Here is a 17,502-nt window from a genome sequence, read left to right as displayed (position 1 = left end):
CCCATAAAGCGTATTCACGAAAAAGGGGAAAGACCAGTTGGTCTTTCCCCTTTTTCGTAGCCTATATCAATCACTTACAGGGTCTTGCCCGCATCAAATATGTCTTCCTGGTCAGGCATATGGGGATTTACGAATACATCGGCCCCATTGATAGTACGGCGGATGGGTTCGGCAGTCGGTAGCTGCCGGTGGTGCCGGTACGCCTTATCCGATGAATAGTGGCAAACGAATGATTTACGGGTCAGGGCTGTATTTCTGATTTCATCGCCCCCGTGGGCTAGCGCGGCATGCCACAACAGCACATCGCCCTTTTTAATCAGTAGCGTTTTCTTCTCCAGACCAGCCTCCTGACATCTTTTGTCGAGGTAGTTGGCGAAATCGTTGGGGTCGTGGGTCGACTGCCCGTTGAAGAAAATGCCGTTGCCAAAATTGAATTTGTCCAGCGTGTGCGAACCGGGGTAATAGAAAAGCGGCCCTGAGTCGATGTGAACATCTTCCAGAGCGACCCAGGCAGCGGCCAGATGGCTTGGAATTTCCGAAACAACATACGCAAAATCCTGATGGGTTGCCTGCTGGCTTCCGTATTTGAACAGCAGACTTTGCATACCGATCACCTTATCGTTAAATACCGCGTTCAGGAACGTTACGATGTTACGGTGCAGCATGATCTTCTTGCCAATCACCGAGTTATCGTGAAAGTCCATAAACTTGATATAAGGCCCGTCCAGCACCTCTTTGGGCACGTCACGAACGGGCTGAACCGGTTTTTGCGTATAGGCTGGCAGATCGACCCGAACCAGGGTCTGGTATTTCTGGTGCTGGTCAATCAGCTCCTCTACTTCGCGCCAGAGCTGGTCGACCCAGGCCGTCTGGATAGCCTGCTCCAGGATTACATAACCATTGGCTTTCCAGAATCGCATCTTCTCGGCCAGATCATATGGCAGGTCGGTATCGGGTTCGCGTTGCCGCAGAAAACCATCGATGTCGGCGTCTTTCTTATCGATCCAGGGGAGGGTTGGGTAATCGAATTCGGTAACTGGCTTAACCGGTGGGCTTATTGTTTGCCGAACAACAGCCTTCAACTTACTGATCAGACTCATTGATACTAGTTGGATAAGTACGCGCTAAATATACCAGAAAAATCAGTGCTGATACTTAAAAAATCACGTATCCAATGATTTCCATAGTGCCCGTTACAGCACGCACGATTCTGGCAACGGTAGTAGCTGGCTGGCTATAGATCAGGAAGCGGTAACGGCAACGCTGTTCCGGATAACCCGTACTTCGTTGATCCGTTTATCGTCGGCCGATACTATGTGGAAGTTGAACCCGGCATAGCTTGTTTCGTCGCCCGCTTTCGGTAACCGGCTGAATAATTCGAGCAGCAAACCACCCAGTGATTCGCTGTCTCCCTGCACCGCTTCAAAGGTGGTGGCGTCTACGTTCAGGACACGACATACGTCAGTGATGGGCACTCTTCCTTCAAATACAACGGTGCGTTCATCTTCGCGCCGATAGCCAGTGGGCGTATCGTCATCAAACTCGTCGTTGATATCACCGAAAATCTCTTCGATAATGTCTTCCAGGGTTACGAGTCCCCGGGTGCCGCCGTATTCATCCACTACGATGGCCATGTGAACCCGTCGCTTCTGAAAGTCCTGCAGCAGGTCGTCGACTTTCTTATTCTCAGGAATGAAAAAAGCGGGCCGGAGCAGCGACTGCCAGCGGAACGAATCGTCCTGGTGCAAATGGGGCAGCAGATCCTTGATGTACAGTACCCCTTCTATCTTATCCAGCGATTCGCTGAAAACCGGCACCCTCGAATAGCCCGATGCATTGATCTGTTCCATCAGTTCAGCAAATGTCAGATCGTCGGCAACGGCCGAGATATCGGGTCGGGCCCGCATCACCTGCCGGGCGTTCAGGTTGCTGAAGTTGACAATCCCTTTCAGAATTTCTTTTTCCTCGGTAGTGGCATCGGTACCGGTCAGTTCAACGGCCTGGCTAAGTTCCTCCACCGAGAGTTTGTAGCCCCGGCGCTCAATGCGTTTATCGACCTGGTTACTCAGGCTCACCAGCAGCGCCGATAGCGGGCGAAACAAAACCAGACCGACCTGGGCCAGCGGGGCCGTCCGGCGGGCCACGGTCAGGTTGTTCTGGCTGGCGTATACTTTGGGGACGATTTCGCCGAAGAGCACAATGACCAGCGTTGTGAGCAGGGTTACCCCCGACAAAACGAGGCCCGATTCGTGCGAAGCCTGCGAGTAGATCCAGGTCAGATATGTGACAATCACGACGATGGCTATGTTCAACAGGTTGTTGAAGATAACGAGCGAAGCCAGTAGCCGCTTGGGTCTATCGAGCAGGCTCGCTATACGTTTCTCGTCGGGCTGTACGCTATCCCGGCAGCGGGCCCGGTCATCGGGCGATAGGGAGAAGAAAGCCGCTTCGGAGGCAGACACCAAGCCTGCCAGCGTCACTAAAAGTAGCAGCAGGGCCGCGTAGGGGCCGTAAAAATCAAAATAGGTGCCCCAGCCTTCTGCGGCTGGGAGCACCTGTCGGGGAAGAGGATCGCTAAGGTCCATGTACGTCAAATCTCGTTCAACAATCGAGCGTGGCTAGAAGGGAAGATCATCATCACCACTGTTGCTCTCAAAAGGCATCGGGTCGGGTTCCCGACGGCGTTCCGGCGCAGCCGCCTGCTGACGGGCCGGGGCGGCTTGCTGACGGGGAGCGGCCGGTTGCGGAGCCGGAGCCGCCTGCTGGCGGGCTGGGGCCGGTTGCGCCTGCGGAGCGGCAGCCGGAGCGTCATAACCCGTTCCTTCCTGACGGTCATTCGGTCCACTCAGGAACTGGAACGTCGTAGCCCGTACGTTCAGGGCAAACCGTTCTTTTCCTTCCCGATCGGTATAAGTCTCTGTGCGCAAACGACCTTCAACGTAAATCTGCTGCCCTTTACGAACGTATTTTTCTATAGTTTTTGCCTGATCATTCCAGACTTCAACCCGGAACCACTCCGTCGATTCAACCTGCTCTCCGGTACGGGTCGTATATCGTTCATTGGTAGCAACGCTGAACTTAGCCACTACCGAACCGCCGTCCAAATAGCGCACGTCCGGGTCGCTGCCTACGTTGCCGATAATAATCACTTTGTTAAGACTTGCCATTGTTGTTCTAGTTGGTTACGTATAAAAATTCAGGGGTTTAAGAGAGATAAAGATACTGAAACAAACGTACTTATCCAAATTCACGGGCCAAATAGTTGCTGATCAGAACAGGCTTTGGAAGCTCGTTTACCTGATCCATAGAGTACCAGTTCAGGCCCGTCGGCAGCTGCTCTAACAGCCTGTCCGGCAAGTCAATCAGATGAAAAAATGCCCGAATTCGCTGGTGCGATAAAAGCTGCGACAGCTCAACAACGTAAGCCGCCGATGCTCCCTGCTGTACCAGTCCGCTCACCGGATCAGGCAACGCCAGATCGCGCAGCGTCGTAACAGGCTCGTCGGTTTCCTGGAGGTAAAAATCGAATAAATTCTGCCAGATGTCGCGGGCCGTACGTTCACGAAGGGCGAGCCGACCGTTGTTTCTGAACACGAGATAGGAATAATATCGATCCCGCACAGGCGATTTTTTTGCCTTGACCGGCAGGCGACTCTGCCGACCCGTCTGGTAGGCCACGCAGTGCTGCTGCAATGGACACAGCAAACAGTCGGGCGAGACGGGAGTACACTGGATAGCTCCGAACTCCATAACGGCCTGATTATAGGTGGCCGGATCGTTGGCCCGCTCAATCAGGCGGGCGGCCAGCGCGGCAAACGTCTTCTTAGCTGCCGTTGTGGTGATATCCTGATCGATCCCGAAAAGCCGGGCCAGCACCCGGTATACGTTGCCGTCGACCACCGCTACCCGCTCGCCAAACGCGAACGACGCAACAGCCGCGGCTGTATAGGCACCTATGCCCTTCATTTTCAGCAACTCACGATAGGTATCAGGGAACTTACCGGCACAGTGTTCGGTTACGTAACGGGCAGTCTGGTGCAAATTTCGGGCCCTTGAATAATAGCCCAGCCCCTGCCAGAGACGCAGTAAACTCTGCTCGTCGGAACGGGCCATATCGGCAACCGTTGGGTAGGCAGCAACGAAGCGTTCGTAGTAGGGTTTTCCCTGCGCCACGCGGGTTTGCTGAAGAATTACCTCCGACAGCCAGATGCGGTACGGGTCGCGCGTGTGGCGCCAGGGCAGGTCCCGTTTATGGTGGTCGTACCACCCCTCCAGAACGGGCGCAAGTATCGTTTCGGTGACGTTAGCGTCTGATTGCCAATTCAAAATAAAAGCAGAAAATACAACGTTGGGTAAAGAAATGGGGAAGCCGGGGTTTTATAATTTACCAGAAACCCCTACCTTTGTGTCCCATTTTTGACACCCGAATTTTCAACAATACAGTAAACGTTAAAGTTTAAAAAGTCGTGACGAAAGCAGACGTAATTGCAGAGATCGCCGATAAGACCGGGATTGACAAAGCCGAGGTAACCAACACACTGGAAACCTTCTTCTCGGTGGTTAAAGACTCATTGGCAGAGGGGGAGAACATCTACGTGAGAGGGTTCGGCAGTTTCATCAACAAAAAGAGAGCGAAGAAAGTAGCGCGGAATATTTCGAAGAATACCGCTATGGTGATCGACGAGCACTATATTCCCAGCTTCAAACCCGCCAAAATTTTTGTTGAGCAGGTAAAAACCAGCGATAAAGCCAAAGTTGCGGCTGAGTAACTGAAAACGCCCTGAAAGTTCCGGGCGCCTGACGTTTGCGACGCATCATGTAGTCTTATGAATAAGTACGTATTGCTTGTTATTGTTTTGGCAGCGGCTCTGACAGCGGGCTTATATACCCGCCCCAAAGTCGTTGTACGTAATACCGACAAGCAGTTAAATGAACGAGCGTCGCAAACGTCTGGCAACCGGGCCTCTACTACTGACTCGCTCAACCAGGCGGCTTCGGTAGGTACTCCTGATCCGAGCCAGCCCGACCGCTCGTCTATGCACAATGAGCCTTTGTCGGCAGCGGTACAGCAGCGTGTGGTTGCGTTACAGCAACAATATGCATCGGCCGATGCCGCCAAACGACTCACCATTGGCAAGCAGCTGATTGACGTGTTCAGACAGGCCAATCGATTCGACAGTGCCGCCCACTATGCGGGCCGACTGGCAATTGAACAGCCTACCGAACAGAATCTGCTGCAGGCGGGTGATCAGTATTTTGAAGCGTATACGTTTGCCGTTGATCAGCAGAAAACGGCAGCGCTGGGCCAGAAAACCCGTGATTTTTACCAGAAAGTACTGGCCAAAAATCCGAACCTGCTGGAGGCAAAGGCCAATATGGCGATGACGTATGTAAATACCGAAACGCCTATGCAGGGAATCATGTTGCTGCGGCAGGTGTTGCAGCAGGACCCTACGAACGAGCTGGCTTTGTTTAACCTGGGTTTGCTGTCGATGCGGTCGAATCAGTATGAGCGGGCCATTGAGCGGTTCCGACAGATTCTGATTGTGAACCCTGCGAGTCGCAAAGCCCAGTTTTATCTGGGCATCAGTCTGGCCGAAGCCGGTCAGAAAGAAGAAGCCAGAAAAGTACTGGCGCAGGTAAAACAGCAGGAGAAAGACCCGCAGATTCTGGCTGCCATTCGTGAATACGAAGAGCGGCTGTCACAATAACAGGTACTACAGGTAATCCACCTGTCTGAACTCGTTTATCACTAGTTGGGTCTGCCGGTTGGCTGACCGACATTTATTTTCAACCATTAAACACTGTATACAATGCCTTGCGGTAAGAAACGGAAGCGGCACAAGATTGCCACCCACAAGCGGAAAAAACGGCTCAGAAAAAATCGGCATAAAAAGAAATAGTTTACCGTTTTCAGTTCACCGTTTTCAGTAGCCTGCTACCCCGTACGCGTAGCTGACCAAACCGCCAGTCTGCGGGAACGTCCCGTGAAAACCAACGATCTGGAAACTGGAAACTCATTTTATAGAAGCCTCGGCCGGCCTGCAAAGTCCGAACGTGGCTTCTTTCTTTTTACACAGCCATTTTAACCGTACATTCATCTTGTGAGTAATGAATTAGTTATCAGTTCGACTCAGAAAGGTGATCGGATCGCACTCTTGCAAAACAAGAGGTTGCTCGAGTATCACGAAGAAGAGTTAGACAGCAGCTTTACTGTTGGCGATCTTTATTTAGGAACAGTCAAGAAACTATCGTCGGGGCTCAACGCAGCCTTTGTGGATGTAGGCCACGAAAAAGATGGTTTCCTGCACTATCAGGACTTGGGGCCGAATATTAATTCGCTCAACAAGTTTGTCAAAGATGTTATCGCCAAGCGCGTCACCACCGGTCGGCTAAACGGCAGCAAGCTGGAGCCGGCTATCGAAAAAATTGGGAAGATCGATAAGGTACTGACGAAAAACGCTCCCATCCTGGTTCAGGTGGTTAAAGAACCCATCTCAACCAAAGGCCCACGCCTTTCCTGCGACATTTCAATAGCAGGCCGCTATCTGGTTCTGGTGCCGTTTTCAGACGGCGTAAACCTATCGAAAAAAATTACCGACCGTGCCGAACGGTCCAGGCTCCTGCGGCTGATGTCATCGCTGAAGCCCCAGAATTTCGGCGTTATTGTTCGTACGGTAGCTCAGGAAAAAGACGTAGAAGAACTCGACCGCGACCTGCAGAACTCGCTAGCCAAGTGGGAACAGGCCGTCAAAACCCTGTCAGAGGCCAAGCCCCGCGATCGGGTACTGGGCGAAATGAACCGGGCGTCGTCAATTCTGCGCGACATGCTCAACGAGTCCTTTGAAAGCATTACCGTCGATACGCGTGAATCGTACGACGAAATCCGGAATTACATCCACACGATTGCGCCCGACAAAGAAAAGATTGTTAAGCTCTACAACGGTAAAACAAAGGTATTTGAAGCGCTGGGGCTAGAAAAACAACTCAAGTCCCTGTTTGGCCGATCGGTAAGCTTACCCGGTGGCGGTTACCTGATTATCGAGCATACCGAAGCGCTGCACGTCATCGACGTTAACAGTGGCAACAAATCAAACTCAGAAGAAGATCAGGAGGCTACGGCTATCAGCGTTAACCGCGAGGCCGCCAAAGAAATTGCCCGGCAGCTCCGGCTGCGCGACATGGGCGGGATTATCGTTGTCGACTTTATCGACATGAAGAAAGCAGAGAACAAAAAACTTCTGCAGGATATCATGCGCGACGAGATGAAGCCCGATCGCTCTAAGTTTACCATTTTGCCCCTGACCAAATTTGGTCTGATGCAGATTACCCGACAGCGCGTTCGGCCCGAAATGAATATTGTTACCCGCGAGGTTTGCCCAACCTGCGGTGGCACCGGTACCATCCAGGCCAGTGTGCTGGTTACCGACGTGATCGAGAACAACCTCGACTACGTGCTGACCAAACAGAACGAGCGTGGTATTTCAATCTCGATGCACCCATTTCTGTATTCATATTATACCAAAGGTGTTTATTCAAAACAGATGCAATGGTATATGAAGTACAAAACCTGGGTCAAACTGGTTAAAGACAGCTCGCTGGGCATTGTCAATTTCAAATTCTTCAACAAATCGGGCGACGAGATAGACCTCGGCGGCATTGTCTGAACCAGCAGCTTACAAGAAAGGCTTACCATCCGGTAAGCCTTTCTTGTATCAATAAGTAATGCTGTAATAGTTAGTAAAGCACTTCAAGTTCGACGAGTTCGCCGAATACTTCCTGTCCGACTACAGCTTCCACTGACTCAACACTATTCAGGTTGAGCAGCAGATCGCGCAGATCTTCCGTTATTTCATACGTCTGATACAGACGCCGGTCGAACAGGATTGGGGCCTGTTCCAGATCGCAAAGCGTATAGCGATCCGCATTAAAGGCCGGTTTTACTACCCGTCTCTGGGTTGAATCAGGACGAAGCTTCTCTGGCTCGAGGAAAGAGTGAACAAAATTCCACCCTTCCCATTGCTCCGGGTATCGGTTCAGATACGGCCAGAAGGCGTCGTAAAGCTGTTGCATAGCCTCCCGGCAATACATATCCCGGTCACTCTGCCGGATCGGGCGTATTGGGCTCAGAAACTGCAACACGTTGGTCAGGTCATCCTGCCGGTAACTCACGACCGGTACGATAGGCACGCCAGCAGCATGCGATAGATACCCTACCCCTTTGCGGGTCAATAACCGTCGCTTGCCAAACCTGACTGACAGAAATTGATCTTCCTGGCCCGGCTCGGGGGCCGTCTCAGGACTTCCATCTACGTAGACGATCAATGATCGCCCGGCTTTCAGCTCCCGCAGTACCGTTAAGCCGGCGGTCGGACTCCCCGCTTCGACTATCCGGAATGAATTGGTCAGTCCATGTTTCTGGCGCAGACCCTCAATGTGTTCAACCATACCATCGCCCTGGCTGCGGTTCATGTTGTTCCCCACCAGCAGCACACAGTCGACCCCTTGTCTAAACAGCACGCTGGTGAGCAGCCTGTACGAGCCGAGGTGATAAGTACAATAAATAGCTGGGGTACCGGCGGCAAACGACGCTGTACGCATTCCGTTCAGTTTTACCAGGTCACCAGCCGTCAGACATTGCTGATCGAAGGTGGCGAAGATCTGCTGCAACAGAAGCTGCCTGAAAAGGCTTTCGTGCTCGTCTCGGGGAATGTGGGGCAGTACGTTTTCAACGTTTGCCGAAAAGGTCGTGAACCTCATCAGGTAGCCCCGCTCCCGCTGCAAGTCGACCCGCTCAAAATGTTCACGACAGCGGGCCAACTCCTGCCTATACAATGTCCGTGGGGTTGGCATGGTTTGTGTGGCTTAGAGCGAGAAAACTGGCTTGTTCTGTCCGTTAATGAGCATGACAGAATCACAGCAGATCGGGCTCTTTACGAATTTGAATACGTTAGCTGATTCCGACTTGGCAACTGATTTCGACAAAGATTTCAGGACACTGGCTGGTTTGATGGCGAATTGCTTTTTCATGGTGACTATCAGTTTGATTGTTTTTTGGTTGTTTGTAAGCCGGCGTTTGTAGTGCCGTTTTGTTGATACAAAGCTACCAGGTGGCCCAGGGGCCGACAATCACGAAAAAGTCACAAAAGCATGTTGGAATTAGTTAATTATTACCAGTATCTTAGTCGAGATTTTGAATAAGGGGACAGCATGAAGGAGATCCGACTCACCCGCAGTTTTCTGAGCAAACCGATCAACAGCATTCTCATTTTGCTGGGTATCATTTTGCTCATCGAAGCGGTTTCATGGTCGATTGGCTACGCCATTAAACTAGACAAAGTGGAGAAAGCAGGCGGCTTTCTGAGTTATGTCGGGTTGGTGGTGCGGGTTTTGTTCCTGCCTGAGCTGGTTACGCTTATCATCACCATTGCGCTCGTTAACCGCTATCACAAGTGGCTAAAGCTGGTTTCCGTCGAAAATGACTGGCAGGCTGTAGGGCTGTATGAGCTTAAGTTTCTGCCTGTTCTGGGTGTGGCATTCTGGATATTCAATCCGTTCACGCAAACTGTCCGGTACATACTGGAGCAGTTCCCCACTTATTCGCTGTCAGATTACCTCACTTTTTACCTGATAGGCACCTATAACTGGGCCACTTACTTTAAGTATTTATTCCCAGTCATACTAATCGGTTACATAGCATTAAATATTTCGCTCTTATCAGACTTCCTGAAACAGCGCCGGGAAGCCCAGGAGGCCGCCGAAGCCAAAGCCACTAAAGCCGCTCAGGAAGCGCTGGCCCTATCAGCCACGTTTGTACCCAAACCCACGCCTACCACGCCATCGCCTTATCTGACCCAGTTGAAAGGCAAAAACGGGGGTGGCGAACTGACTTTCCCCATTAATGAAGTCTGCTTCTTTACGGTTGAAGACCGGAGTTATTACGCAGAGCTTACCAAAGGGCGGTATCTGGTGAGCAAAACGCTGAACGAACTTGAAACCGAAGTAGACCCGAGCGTCTTTTTCCGGATAAAACGAGATTATATCATCAACCGTCAGGCTGTTCAGCATTATTCATACTGGGAAAATGGCAAGTACATAGTACGGCTAAACACACCTGATGCGCACGAAATCATTGTTCCTCGGGCTCGTATGCAGGAGTTCAGAGAATGGCTGCAAAACACCCAGTCATCGCAGACAGACACCGCGGCAGATTCTTTCGTTCTCACCTCCTGACCTATTTATAGGTAGCTTTTGACAGCAATACCATAGCGAGGTAACTGCCTGCAGCTGCTCAATTCCAGCTTTTTAGCGATATGAGCTTTGTGGTTAATAGCTGTTCTGTAGCTTATACCCAGTTGCTCAGCTATTTCGGTAGCCGTATGACCGTTGGCCACCATCTTCAGTACCTCGCGTTCCCGATCCGTGAGCCGGTTCAGTTCATTGCGTGTGCTATCGGCCAGTATTTCGACGCCGAAGTTCTTGAGCAACGCCATAAACCCTGTGCTGTAATAACAGCCGCCACTGCTTACCGTCTGAAAGCAACGGTGCAGTTCTTCCAGGCCGTCACTGGCGTACAGAAACCCGAAAAAACCCAATTGCATCGCATTGGCGATCATCCGTAAATCCGGTTTACTAGCATACAATATGAACTTGGTCTGCTGGTTGGATTGCCTCATCTGATGAACAATATCGAAACTCTGCCGACCTGATATCTCTGACTCCAGGATCACGCACTGTGGACGCTTAACCCGAATTTGCTGCAGGGTATCCTCTACTTCTACCGCACGGCCTACTACGTTATATCCCTGCTCCTTGAGGAGCTGGCTCAATACCTCGCACGTGAACACTTCTGACTGAGCTACGAGGATAGAGAAATCCCGGCGTCGAATCGCAAAATTTTTGGCGGCTTCCTGGCCGTCGGTTGAGTGGCTCATAATATGCTAGGTTGCATAAGTGCTGAAATCTAAAGCCCGCTTGCCCGACCAGGCAAGGGAGAACGTCTGAAATCACCTATTTTCCGTCTGAAATCACCCATAAAGGTTTATTGGCTGCTAAAGCCATCCGACTTTATGGGTGATTTCACGCATAAAAAGGGTGATTTCACGCATAGTGGCTTGTCTAAACGAAATAGAAGGGCCTATTTTGATCATCAGTCAAGAATCACGTACTCAAATTTTTTGTGTGATGAATCAGGAAGAAAAGGTAATGTCGTCTGGATACGAAGCGTCATCAGTAGAGGTACAAAACGTGATTATCGAGTGGGCAAAAGCTGCCGAAGCGTTTCATCAGCGTTATGGAAAGCTAACTGAGGTTATCAACGTTTTACAAGTTACAGCCCGGCGAAACCCCGGCGCTAACAAAGCAAAGCTGCGTCGGCTCGTTGCCTTGCGGCAACATATGAGCGATGCGCTTATGACGCTGTTGCTGGACATGTCTGGTCAAAAACCAGGACGTTCTGCACAACCGTCAAAACCAGGTCAGCTACGCTCTCACGCCTGCCTCCTGGATGAGCTAAACCGCGAAATTGACGCTGAATTGGTCAGTTTCAGCAACGTAGCTCAAGCGTAGTGTTCACTTCCCTATTGATAAAGGTAAGTCCCTCGATACGTTGAGGGGCTTTTTTTATGGTAAACGTAGTAAAAAATTACCATGCAATGATCACAAATCGACTAAATGGATAGTAAATGTTAGCATTATTGCTAATACACATACAAATCCACAAAAAGTTACTTTCCAGGAAAAATACAATTTTCGGCGAAGCTGCTCAGCCCGAAATGACCGTTCCCAACAGGGACGAAATCTGCATATCGATTCGCTTAAAATGCATGAATTCGGTCATAAGCTGATCCGCTTCTTCGGGGGTTTTACTGCTGACGTCGCGGAGTTGTTGTTGAAGGGTGACCATGCGTTGCTCGGCCAGCATTTTCTTGATGCGCAACACATTCTTCCAGGCTGCTTCGGCCAGGATTTTCACTTCCTCTTCTGACGGCACGAATATCTCGTGTTTCTCCCACCCATCACTGATCTCATACCGGGGGGTTGTCAGATTAATAGCCTGATGCTGCATATCGGCAGCACTCGCATTCGGCACAACCGCCGGATTGCGGTTCAGGAAGTCATGGGCCAGCAGGATCTCTCCCCGGCTGTAGGCCTCCCGATACAAGGTTAACATCAGATCATAAGGCGAAGTTTGAAACTCGATCTCGTGCAGTTCTGAGAGTACGTACTGGCAGAGCGTGATACCGGGCTCCAGCTCCCGCGCGCCATAGTTCATCAACAGCCGAATACATTCTTCTTCCTGAAACGAGAGCGGAGTACGGGCCGTTGCCGCCGGAGTAGGACTGGGTCTGTGGGGCGCTTCTGCTTCATCGGGCGGCATATCAACGCTCAACCCGTTAAGCAGCGCATTGATCTCCTCCAGCGACGCGTCGGGGGCAGGGATGCCGCCGACTGGTTGCTGCCGGTTGTTACGATCGCGCTGCCGCTCGGCCTCTTTTTGCCGCTGATCCTGCTGTTGCCGAAGAAGCCGGTTGATCTCCGTGATAACCGACTGTTCACTTACGTGAAATACCTGCGCCACCCGCTGCGACAGAGTCTGGCGCTTGAGTGGATCGGGTATTCGGGTGATACTGGCGCATACGTCTGATATTCCTTCGGCTCGTTTGAGCGGATTATCGCCCGCTTCGGCCAGCCACTGACTGGCTTTGAAATCAATGAAGTCTTTAGAGTGGGTACGGATATACAGTTTAAAGGCATCGGCCCCTACTTTATGCACGTAGCTATCCGGATCTTCGCCATCGGGTAACAGCAGCAGCCGCAGGTTCAGCCCTTCTTCCAGCACCATGTCGAGACCGCGCAGGGCCGCTTTGATACCGGCCGCGTCGCCATCATAGAGGATGGTCACGTTGGGGGTAAACCGGCTAATCAGCCGAATTTGCTCGGTCGTCAGCGAAGTACCCGACGAAGCCACCACGTTTCGGATACCAGCCTGGTGAAGCGATATGACATCGGTATATCCTTCTGTCAGGTAGCACACATCCTCCTGCCGGATGGCCTGCTTGGCCTGAAAGATGCCGTACAGCACCTGGCTCTTGTGATAGACCGTTGTTTCGGGCGAGTTGAGGTACTTGGGCTGCGTTTTATCGGCCTTTAGAATACGCGCCCCAAAGGCAATAACCCGGCCCGACACATTATGAATTGGAAACATGACCCGCCCTCTGAAACGGTCGAAGGTCTTGTTGTTTTCCTTGCTCAAAATGAGTCCGGCTTTTTCGAGCAGATCGCGGCTATACCCACGTCGGCTACCTTCCTGCAGGAGGGCGTCCCACTGGTCAAGGCTGTATCCCAGATCAAAAGCCTCAATGGTTGGGTTTGTAAAACCACGCTCCCGAAAATAAGTCAGGCCAATGCTTTTGCCTTCGTCTGTCTGCAATAAGGTCTCCTGAAAAAACGTCTTGGCAAAGTTCAGCACAATCAGCAGGCTCTCCCGCTCATTCTGGCGCAGCAGATCTTCGGGTGTCTGCTCCTGTTCTTCGATCTCAATGCCGTATTTCTTGGCCAGATAGCGCAGTGCTTCGCCGTAGCCAATGTTCTCGATATCCATAACGAACTTAACCGCGTCTCCTGCCTTGCCGCAGCCAAAGCACTTGTAGATCTGCCGCGACGGGTTTACGTTAAACGAAGGCGACTTCTCATTATGGAAGGGACAGCAGGCAGTATAGTTACTACCCCGCTTCTTCAGCGAGACAAAATCACCGACCACCTCCAGGATATCTGCCGCCTGTCGGATTCGTTCAACTGTTTCTTCAGGAATTCGCATTGGATTTCATTACGTCAATGAATAGCCAAATTTACGCCTAAACCCGTCTTAATCACGATTTCAGCCTTAGGACCCCTACTCGATTTGGCAGTATTTTTGCTATTTATATAGTCGATCGCTAATGTGATCATGCATAGCAGGGGTCTCACATCACACAAAACCATATGAATCGACAAGTACTTACTGTAACTCGTACATCCTTGCATGACCAAAGTCGCTATTTCTCGATAGCTATACTCTGTCTGCTTGTTTTACTCCAGTCGTGCCGCAAACAGCCTGACGACGCGGTAACTCCCAGCGGAAAGACAGCCGATCAGTATTCGGCCGATGTGGCTACCAAATGGGCCTCCCTCCAGCTTAAGCTAACGCGCACTACGCCCGGTTTTACGCCACCTGTAGCATCGCGCGCTTTTGGCTATGCCGGCCTCACTATGTATGAGTCGGTTGTGCCGGGCATTAGTAACCGCAAATCGCTGGTAGGGCAGCTTCAGGGCCTGACTACCTTACCTGTACCGGAGGCTGGCAAAACCTATAATTGGGCCCTGAGTGCCAATGCGGCACAGGCTGCTATGCTACGGAGTTTGTACGCCACCACCTCAGCGGCTAACAAAGCTACGATCGACTCGCTGGAAACAGCGCTGCTGACCCAGTTTAAAGAAACCGACGAGACAATAAACCAGCAGTCGATCAGCTTTGGCCAATCGATTGCCAAGGCCGTATTTGATTACTCTAAGTCGGACGGTGGTCACGAAGGATACAGCCGTAACTTCCCAGCCAGTTTCGTCGTTCCATCTGGCGCCGGCATGTGGCAACCGACGGAGAATGGGGTGAAGATTCCTATGCAGCCCTACTGGGGGAGCAACCGAACGTTCGTGAAAGCCAATGAAGCGCTGCCCATGCCGAAACCGCTGGCCTACTCAACCAATACTAACTCACCGTTTTTTAAACAGTACCTGGACGTTTATAACAAGTCGAAGGTATTGACCCAGACCGAGAAAGAGATTGCCGTCTGGTGGGCCGATAATCCTGGCGAGACCTTTACACCACCCGGCCACTCCTACAGTATCGCGCTGATCACCGTAACGACGGCTAAAGCCGGCCTGGCCAAGGCCGCTGAAACCTTTGCGCGTACCGGTATAGCCGTAGCCGATGCCTTCATTCTGTGCTGGCGGTGTAAATTTGTCTACAACAACCTGCGCCCCTACACCTACGTCCGGCTGGCCATTGACCCATCCTGGGTTCCGTTCTGGCCCGCTCCGCCCTTCCCGGGCTTTCCGTCTGGCCATGCTACCCAGTCATCATCGGCGGCCACCGTACTGACGGCTTTGTATGGGGACAATTTTACGTTCACGGACAATTCGCACGTCAACCGCGCCAGGGATGCATCGCGGAACGTAGAATTTAAAGCCCGTACGTTTACGTCATTTGCCGCTTCGGCGCAGGAATCAGCCGATTCGCGCTTTTACGGCAACATCCACACCGCGCAGGATAACGAAACGGGGCTGGCTGAAGGCAAAAAAATCGGGGCCAACATAAACGCTCTGGCCTGGGCGAAATAAATACAAGACATGAGTCGGCCCCCGGGCGTACAGGTTCTGTACGCCCGGGGGCCGACTCGTTATCTATACAGGGTGGCTTAGTAGGCCCGAACGAGCTTACCTTCCATAAAGTTGACGAACGCTTTGTTAACTACGTTATTACCACCCGGCGTTGGGTAGTTGCCCGTAAAGTACCAGTCGCCCGAGTGGTTAGGGCAGGCGCGGTGCAGGTTCTCAACCGTTTGGTACACCACGGCCACCTGCGCTTTGAGATCGGATGGCGTAACGATCCGGGCCACCTGCTGCGACAGTTCATCGTGCGTGAACGGGTCAAACAACGCTTTCACGTAGTTATCTTTGGTAGCATTACCCGACTCGATAGCCGCTACGCACTGGGCATAGACTTCTTCGATGATGTCTTCCTGATTCCGCTCACGCAGCAAATCGAGCGCAGCCCGGAAACCAACAAATTCTTTGAACTTTGACATATCGATGCCGTAGCAGTCAGGAAAACGGATTTGCGGAGCGGACGAGACAATGATGATTTTTTTAGGACCCAACCGGTCGAGCATCTTCAGGATGCTTTTCTCGAGCGTAGTTCCCCGTACGATGGAGTCATCGACCACAACCACGTTGTCTTTACCCTTCCGGATAACTTCAAACGTTGTGTCATATACATGCGACACCATATCGTCACGCTGGCTATCGTCGGTAATGAAGGTGCGTAGCTTCACATCTTTGGAAACCAGCTTCTCTACCCGCGGCCGGAAGGACAGCACCCGGTCGAGCTCCTGCTCGAACAGGATACCCTCCATGATGGCTTTTTTCCGCTGTTTATAGAGATATTCTTCGAGCCCTTCTACCATACCGAAGAACGCGGTTTCGGCCGTGTTCGGAATGTAAGAGAAGACCGTATTTTCGAGATCGTAATCAATCTCTTTCAGAATCTGCGGAACCAGCAATTTGCCGAGCATCTTACGCTCGTTATAAATATCGGGATCGGTAGCCCGCGAGAAGTAAATCCGCTCGAAGCTGCACGACCGTTTTTCGACCGGCTGGATGAACTCGTACTCGCCGTACTCACCATACTTGTCAACAATGAGCGCATGGCCGGGCTGTACTTCTTTGATTTCGCTGTATTCTACGTTGAATGCCGTTTTGATAGCCGGTTTCTCCGAGGCTACCACCACCACTTCATCGTCGGCATAGTAATAGGCCGGGCGGATACCCGCCGGGTCGCGCGCTACGAACGAGGCCCCGTAGCCCGTCATACCAACCATGGCATAGCCACCGTCGAAATCGCGGCACGACCGGTGCAGAACCCGTTGCAGATCGAGATTATCCTCGATAATGTCTGACAGGTCGGGGTTTTCGTAGATACCCTTGAACCGGTCGAAGACGCGCTGGTTTTCTTCATCGAGAAAATGGCCGATTTTTTCCATCACCGTTACGGTATCGACCTTTTCTTTGGGGTGCTGACCAAGCGAAACCAGTTTGTTGAACAGGCTGTCTACGTTGGTCATGTTGAAGTTGCCGGCCATCACCAGGTTCCGGCTTCGCCAGTTGCTCTGCCGGAGCATAGGGTGGCAGTTTTCGATCTCGTTGGCGCCATGGGTGCCGTAGCGGAGATGGCCCATCCAGACTTCGCCCGTAAACGCCACGTTCTCCTGGAGCCACTGCGCGTCTTTGGCCTTGTCCCGATTACCTTTGATGGCCTTCCGGAACTTCTTGTTGACCTTCTCAAAGATGTCGGTCACCGGCCGCTGATCAACGGAGCGGTAGCGGCTGATGTACCGATGGCCCGGTGGTACGTCGAGTTTGATGTTGGCAATGCCGGCTCCGTCCTGGCCCCGGTTTACCTGCTTTTCCATGAGCAGGTAGAGCTTGTTGGCTGCATAAAGAGCCGTTCCGTACTTATCAATATAATACTGGTACGGTTTGCGGAGCCGGATTAGGGCAATGCCGCACTCATGTTTGATGGCGTCGCTCATGAGGGGTTGTCGCTGAAGCGAAGAGTGTTTTGGTGAATAACGAAGTAACGACCCTCTTCTAAAAAGGGTTCGGCATCGGTATAAGCAAAGGTAGAGAAAGTGGGCTGGAAACAGATGGGTTGTCAACTCATTTTACCACTTCCTCAAACGGGTA

General features: G+C 51.8%; 14 protein-coding genes. 6 read left to right on the top strand and 8 right to left on the bottom strand.

Annotation, left to right across the window (positions count from 1 at the left end; genetic code table 11):
• Positions 1-74 precede the first annotated feature (74 nt).
• The 4 genes from FBR45_RS00945 to mutY form a co-directional block, all read right to left on the bottom strand.
• Positions 75-1,100, bottom strand: coding sequence for a phytanoyl-CoA dioxygenase family protein (locus FBR45_RS00945; protein WP_138498479.1), 1,026 nt, complete (start codon positions 1,098-1,100; stop codon positions 75-77).
• A 141-nt stretch (positions 1,101-1,241) separates the two neighbouring features.
• Complete coding sequence (gene gldE, locus FBR45_RS00940) at positions 1,242-2,585, bottom strand: gliding motility-associated protein GldE (protein WP_138498477.1); 1,344 nt, start codon at positions 2,583-2,585, stop codon at positions 1,242-1,244.
• A gap of 33 nt (positions 2,586-2,618) precedes the next feature.
• Positions 2,619-3,167, bottom strand: coding sequence for a single-stranded DNA-binding protein (locus FBR45_RS00935; RefSeq protein ID WP_138498475.1), 549 nt, complete (start codon positions 3,165-3,167; stop codon positions 2,619-2,621).
• 70 nt (positions 3,168-3,237) lie between these two features.
• Positions 3,238-4,326, bottom strand: a complete 1,089-nt coding sequence (mutY, locus tag FBR45_RS00930) for an A/G-specific adenine glycosylase (protein WP_138498473.1) — start codon at positions 4,324-4,326, stop codon at positions 3,238-3,240.
• 140 nt (positions 4,327-4,466) lie between these two features.
• On the opposite strand from mutY, the gene FBR45_RS00925 reads away from it, so the two are divergent.
• The 3 genes from FBR45_RS00925 (at position 4,467) to FBR45_RS00915 (ending at position 7,667) form a co-directional block, all read left to right on the top strand.
• Positions 4,467-4,769 (top strand): HU family DNA-binding protein, encoded by a 303-nt coding sequence (locus tag FBR45_RS00925; protein WP_077924301.1) that lies wholly within the window; start codon positions 4,467-4,469, stop codon positions 4,767-4,769.
• Between the two features lie 57 nt (positions 4,770-4,826).
• Positions 4,827-5,711 (top strand): tetratricopeptide repeat protein, encoded by an 885-nt coding sequence (locus tag FBR45_RS00920; protein WP_138498471.1) that lies wholly within the window; start codon positions 4,827-4,829, stop codon positions 5,709-5,711.
• A 393-nt stretch (positions 5,712-6,104) separates the two neighbouring features.
• Positions 6,105-7,667: an Rne/Rng family ribonuclease gene (locus tag FBR45_RS00915; protein WP_171044805.1), complete on the top strand. Its 1,563-nt coding sequence runs from the start codon at positions 6,105-6,107 to the stop codon at positions 7,665-7,667.
• 70 nt (positions 7,668-7,737) lie between these two features.
• Here FBR45_RS00915 and FBR45_RS00910 read toward each other — a convergent pair whose 3' ends face one another.
• The gene (locus tag FBR45_RS00910; RefSeq protein WP_138498469.1) at positions 7,738-8,853 is read right to left on the bottom strand and encodes a lysophospholipid acyltransferase family protein; all 1,116 of its coding nucleotides are present in this window, start codon (positions 8,851-8,853) and stop codon (positions 7,738-7,740) included.
• Positions 8,854-9,210: 357 nt separating this feature from the next.
• Here FBR45_RS00910 and FBR45_RS00905 point away from each other — a divergent pair, with 357 nt between their 5' ends.
• Complete coding sequence (locus FBR45_RS00905) at positions 9,211-10,233, top strand: LytTR family DNA-binding domain-containing protein (protein ID WP_138498467.1); 1,023 nt, start codon at positions 9,211-9,213, stop codon at positions 10,231-10,233.
• Between the two features lie 5 nt (positions 10,234-10,238).
• Here FBR45_RS00905 and FBR45_RS00900 read toward each other — a convergent pair whose 3' ends face one another.
• Positions 10,239-10,934: a LuxR family transcriptional regulator gene (locus FBR45_RS00900; RefSeq protein WP_138498465.1), complete on the bottom strand. Its 696-nt coding sequence runs from the start codon at positions 10,932-10,934 to the stop codon at positions 10,239-10,241.
• A gap of 250 nt (positions 10,935-11,184) precedes the next feature.
• Here FBR45_RS00900 and FBR45_RS00895 point away from each other — a divergent pair, with 250 nt between their 5' ends.
• Positions 11,185-11,568 (top strand): hypothetical protein, encoded by a 384-nt coding sequence (locus FBR45_RS00895; protein ID WP_138498463.1) that lies wholly within the window; start codon positions 11,185-11,187, stop codon positions 11,566-11,568.
• Between the two features lie 196 nt (positions 11,569-11,764).
• Here the strand turns inward: FBR45_RS00895 and dnaG are convergent, their stop codons facing one another.
• The gene (gene dnaG / locus FBR45_RS00890; protein WP_138498461.1) at positions 11,765-13,819 is read right to left on the bottom strand and encodes a DNA primase; all 2,055 of its coding nucleotides are present in this window, start codon (positions 13,817-13,819) and stop codon (positions 11,765-11,767) included.
• A gap of 200 nt (positions 13,820-14,019) precedes the next feature.
• On the opposite strand from dnaG, the gene FBR45_RS00885 reads away from it, so the two are divergent.
• On the top strand, positions 14,020-15,378 hold the full coding sequence (locus tag FBR45_RS00885; RefSeq protein WP_246082064.1) for a vanadium-dependent haloperoxidase: 1,359 nt from the start codon (positions 14,020-14,022) through the stop codon (positions 15,376-15,378).
• Positions 15,379-15,455: 77 nt separating this feature from the next.
• Here the strand turns inward: FBR45_RS00885 and FBR45_RS00880 are convergent, their stop codons facing one another.
• The gene (locus FBR45_RS00880) at positions 15,456-17,348 is read right to left on the bottom strand and encodes an amidophosphoribosyltransferase (RefSeq protein ID WP_138498457.1); all 1,893 of its coding nucleotides are present in this window, start codon (positions 17,346-17,348) and stop codon (positions 15,456-15,458) included.
• Between the last annotated feature and the right edge of the window lie 154 nt (positions 17,349-17,502).

The sequence above is a fragment of the Spirosoma lacussanchae genome (genome assembly GCF_005870035.1).
Classification (GTDB): Bacteria; Bacteroidota; Bacteroidia; order Cytophagales; family Spirosomataceae; genus Spirosoma; species Spirosoma lacussanchae.
The sequence above is the reverse complement of the archived record's forward strand: the minus strand, read 5'-3'. Positions and strand labels throughout refer to the sequence as shown.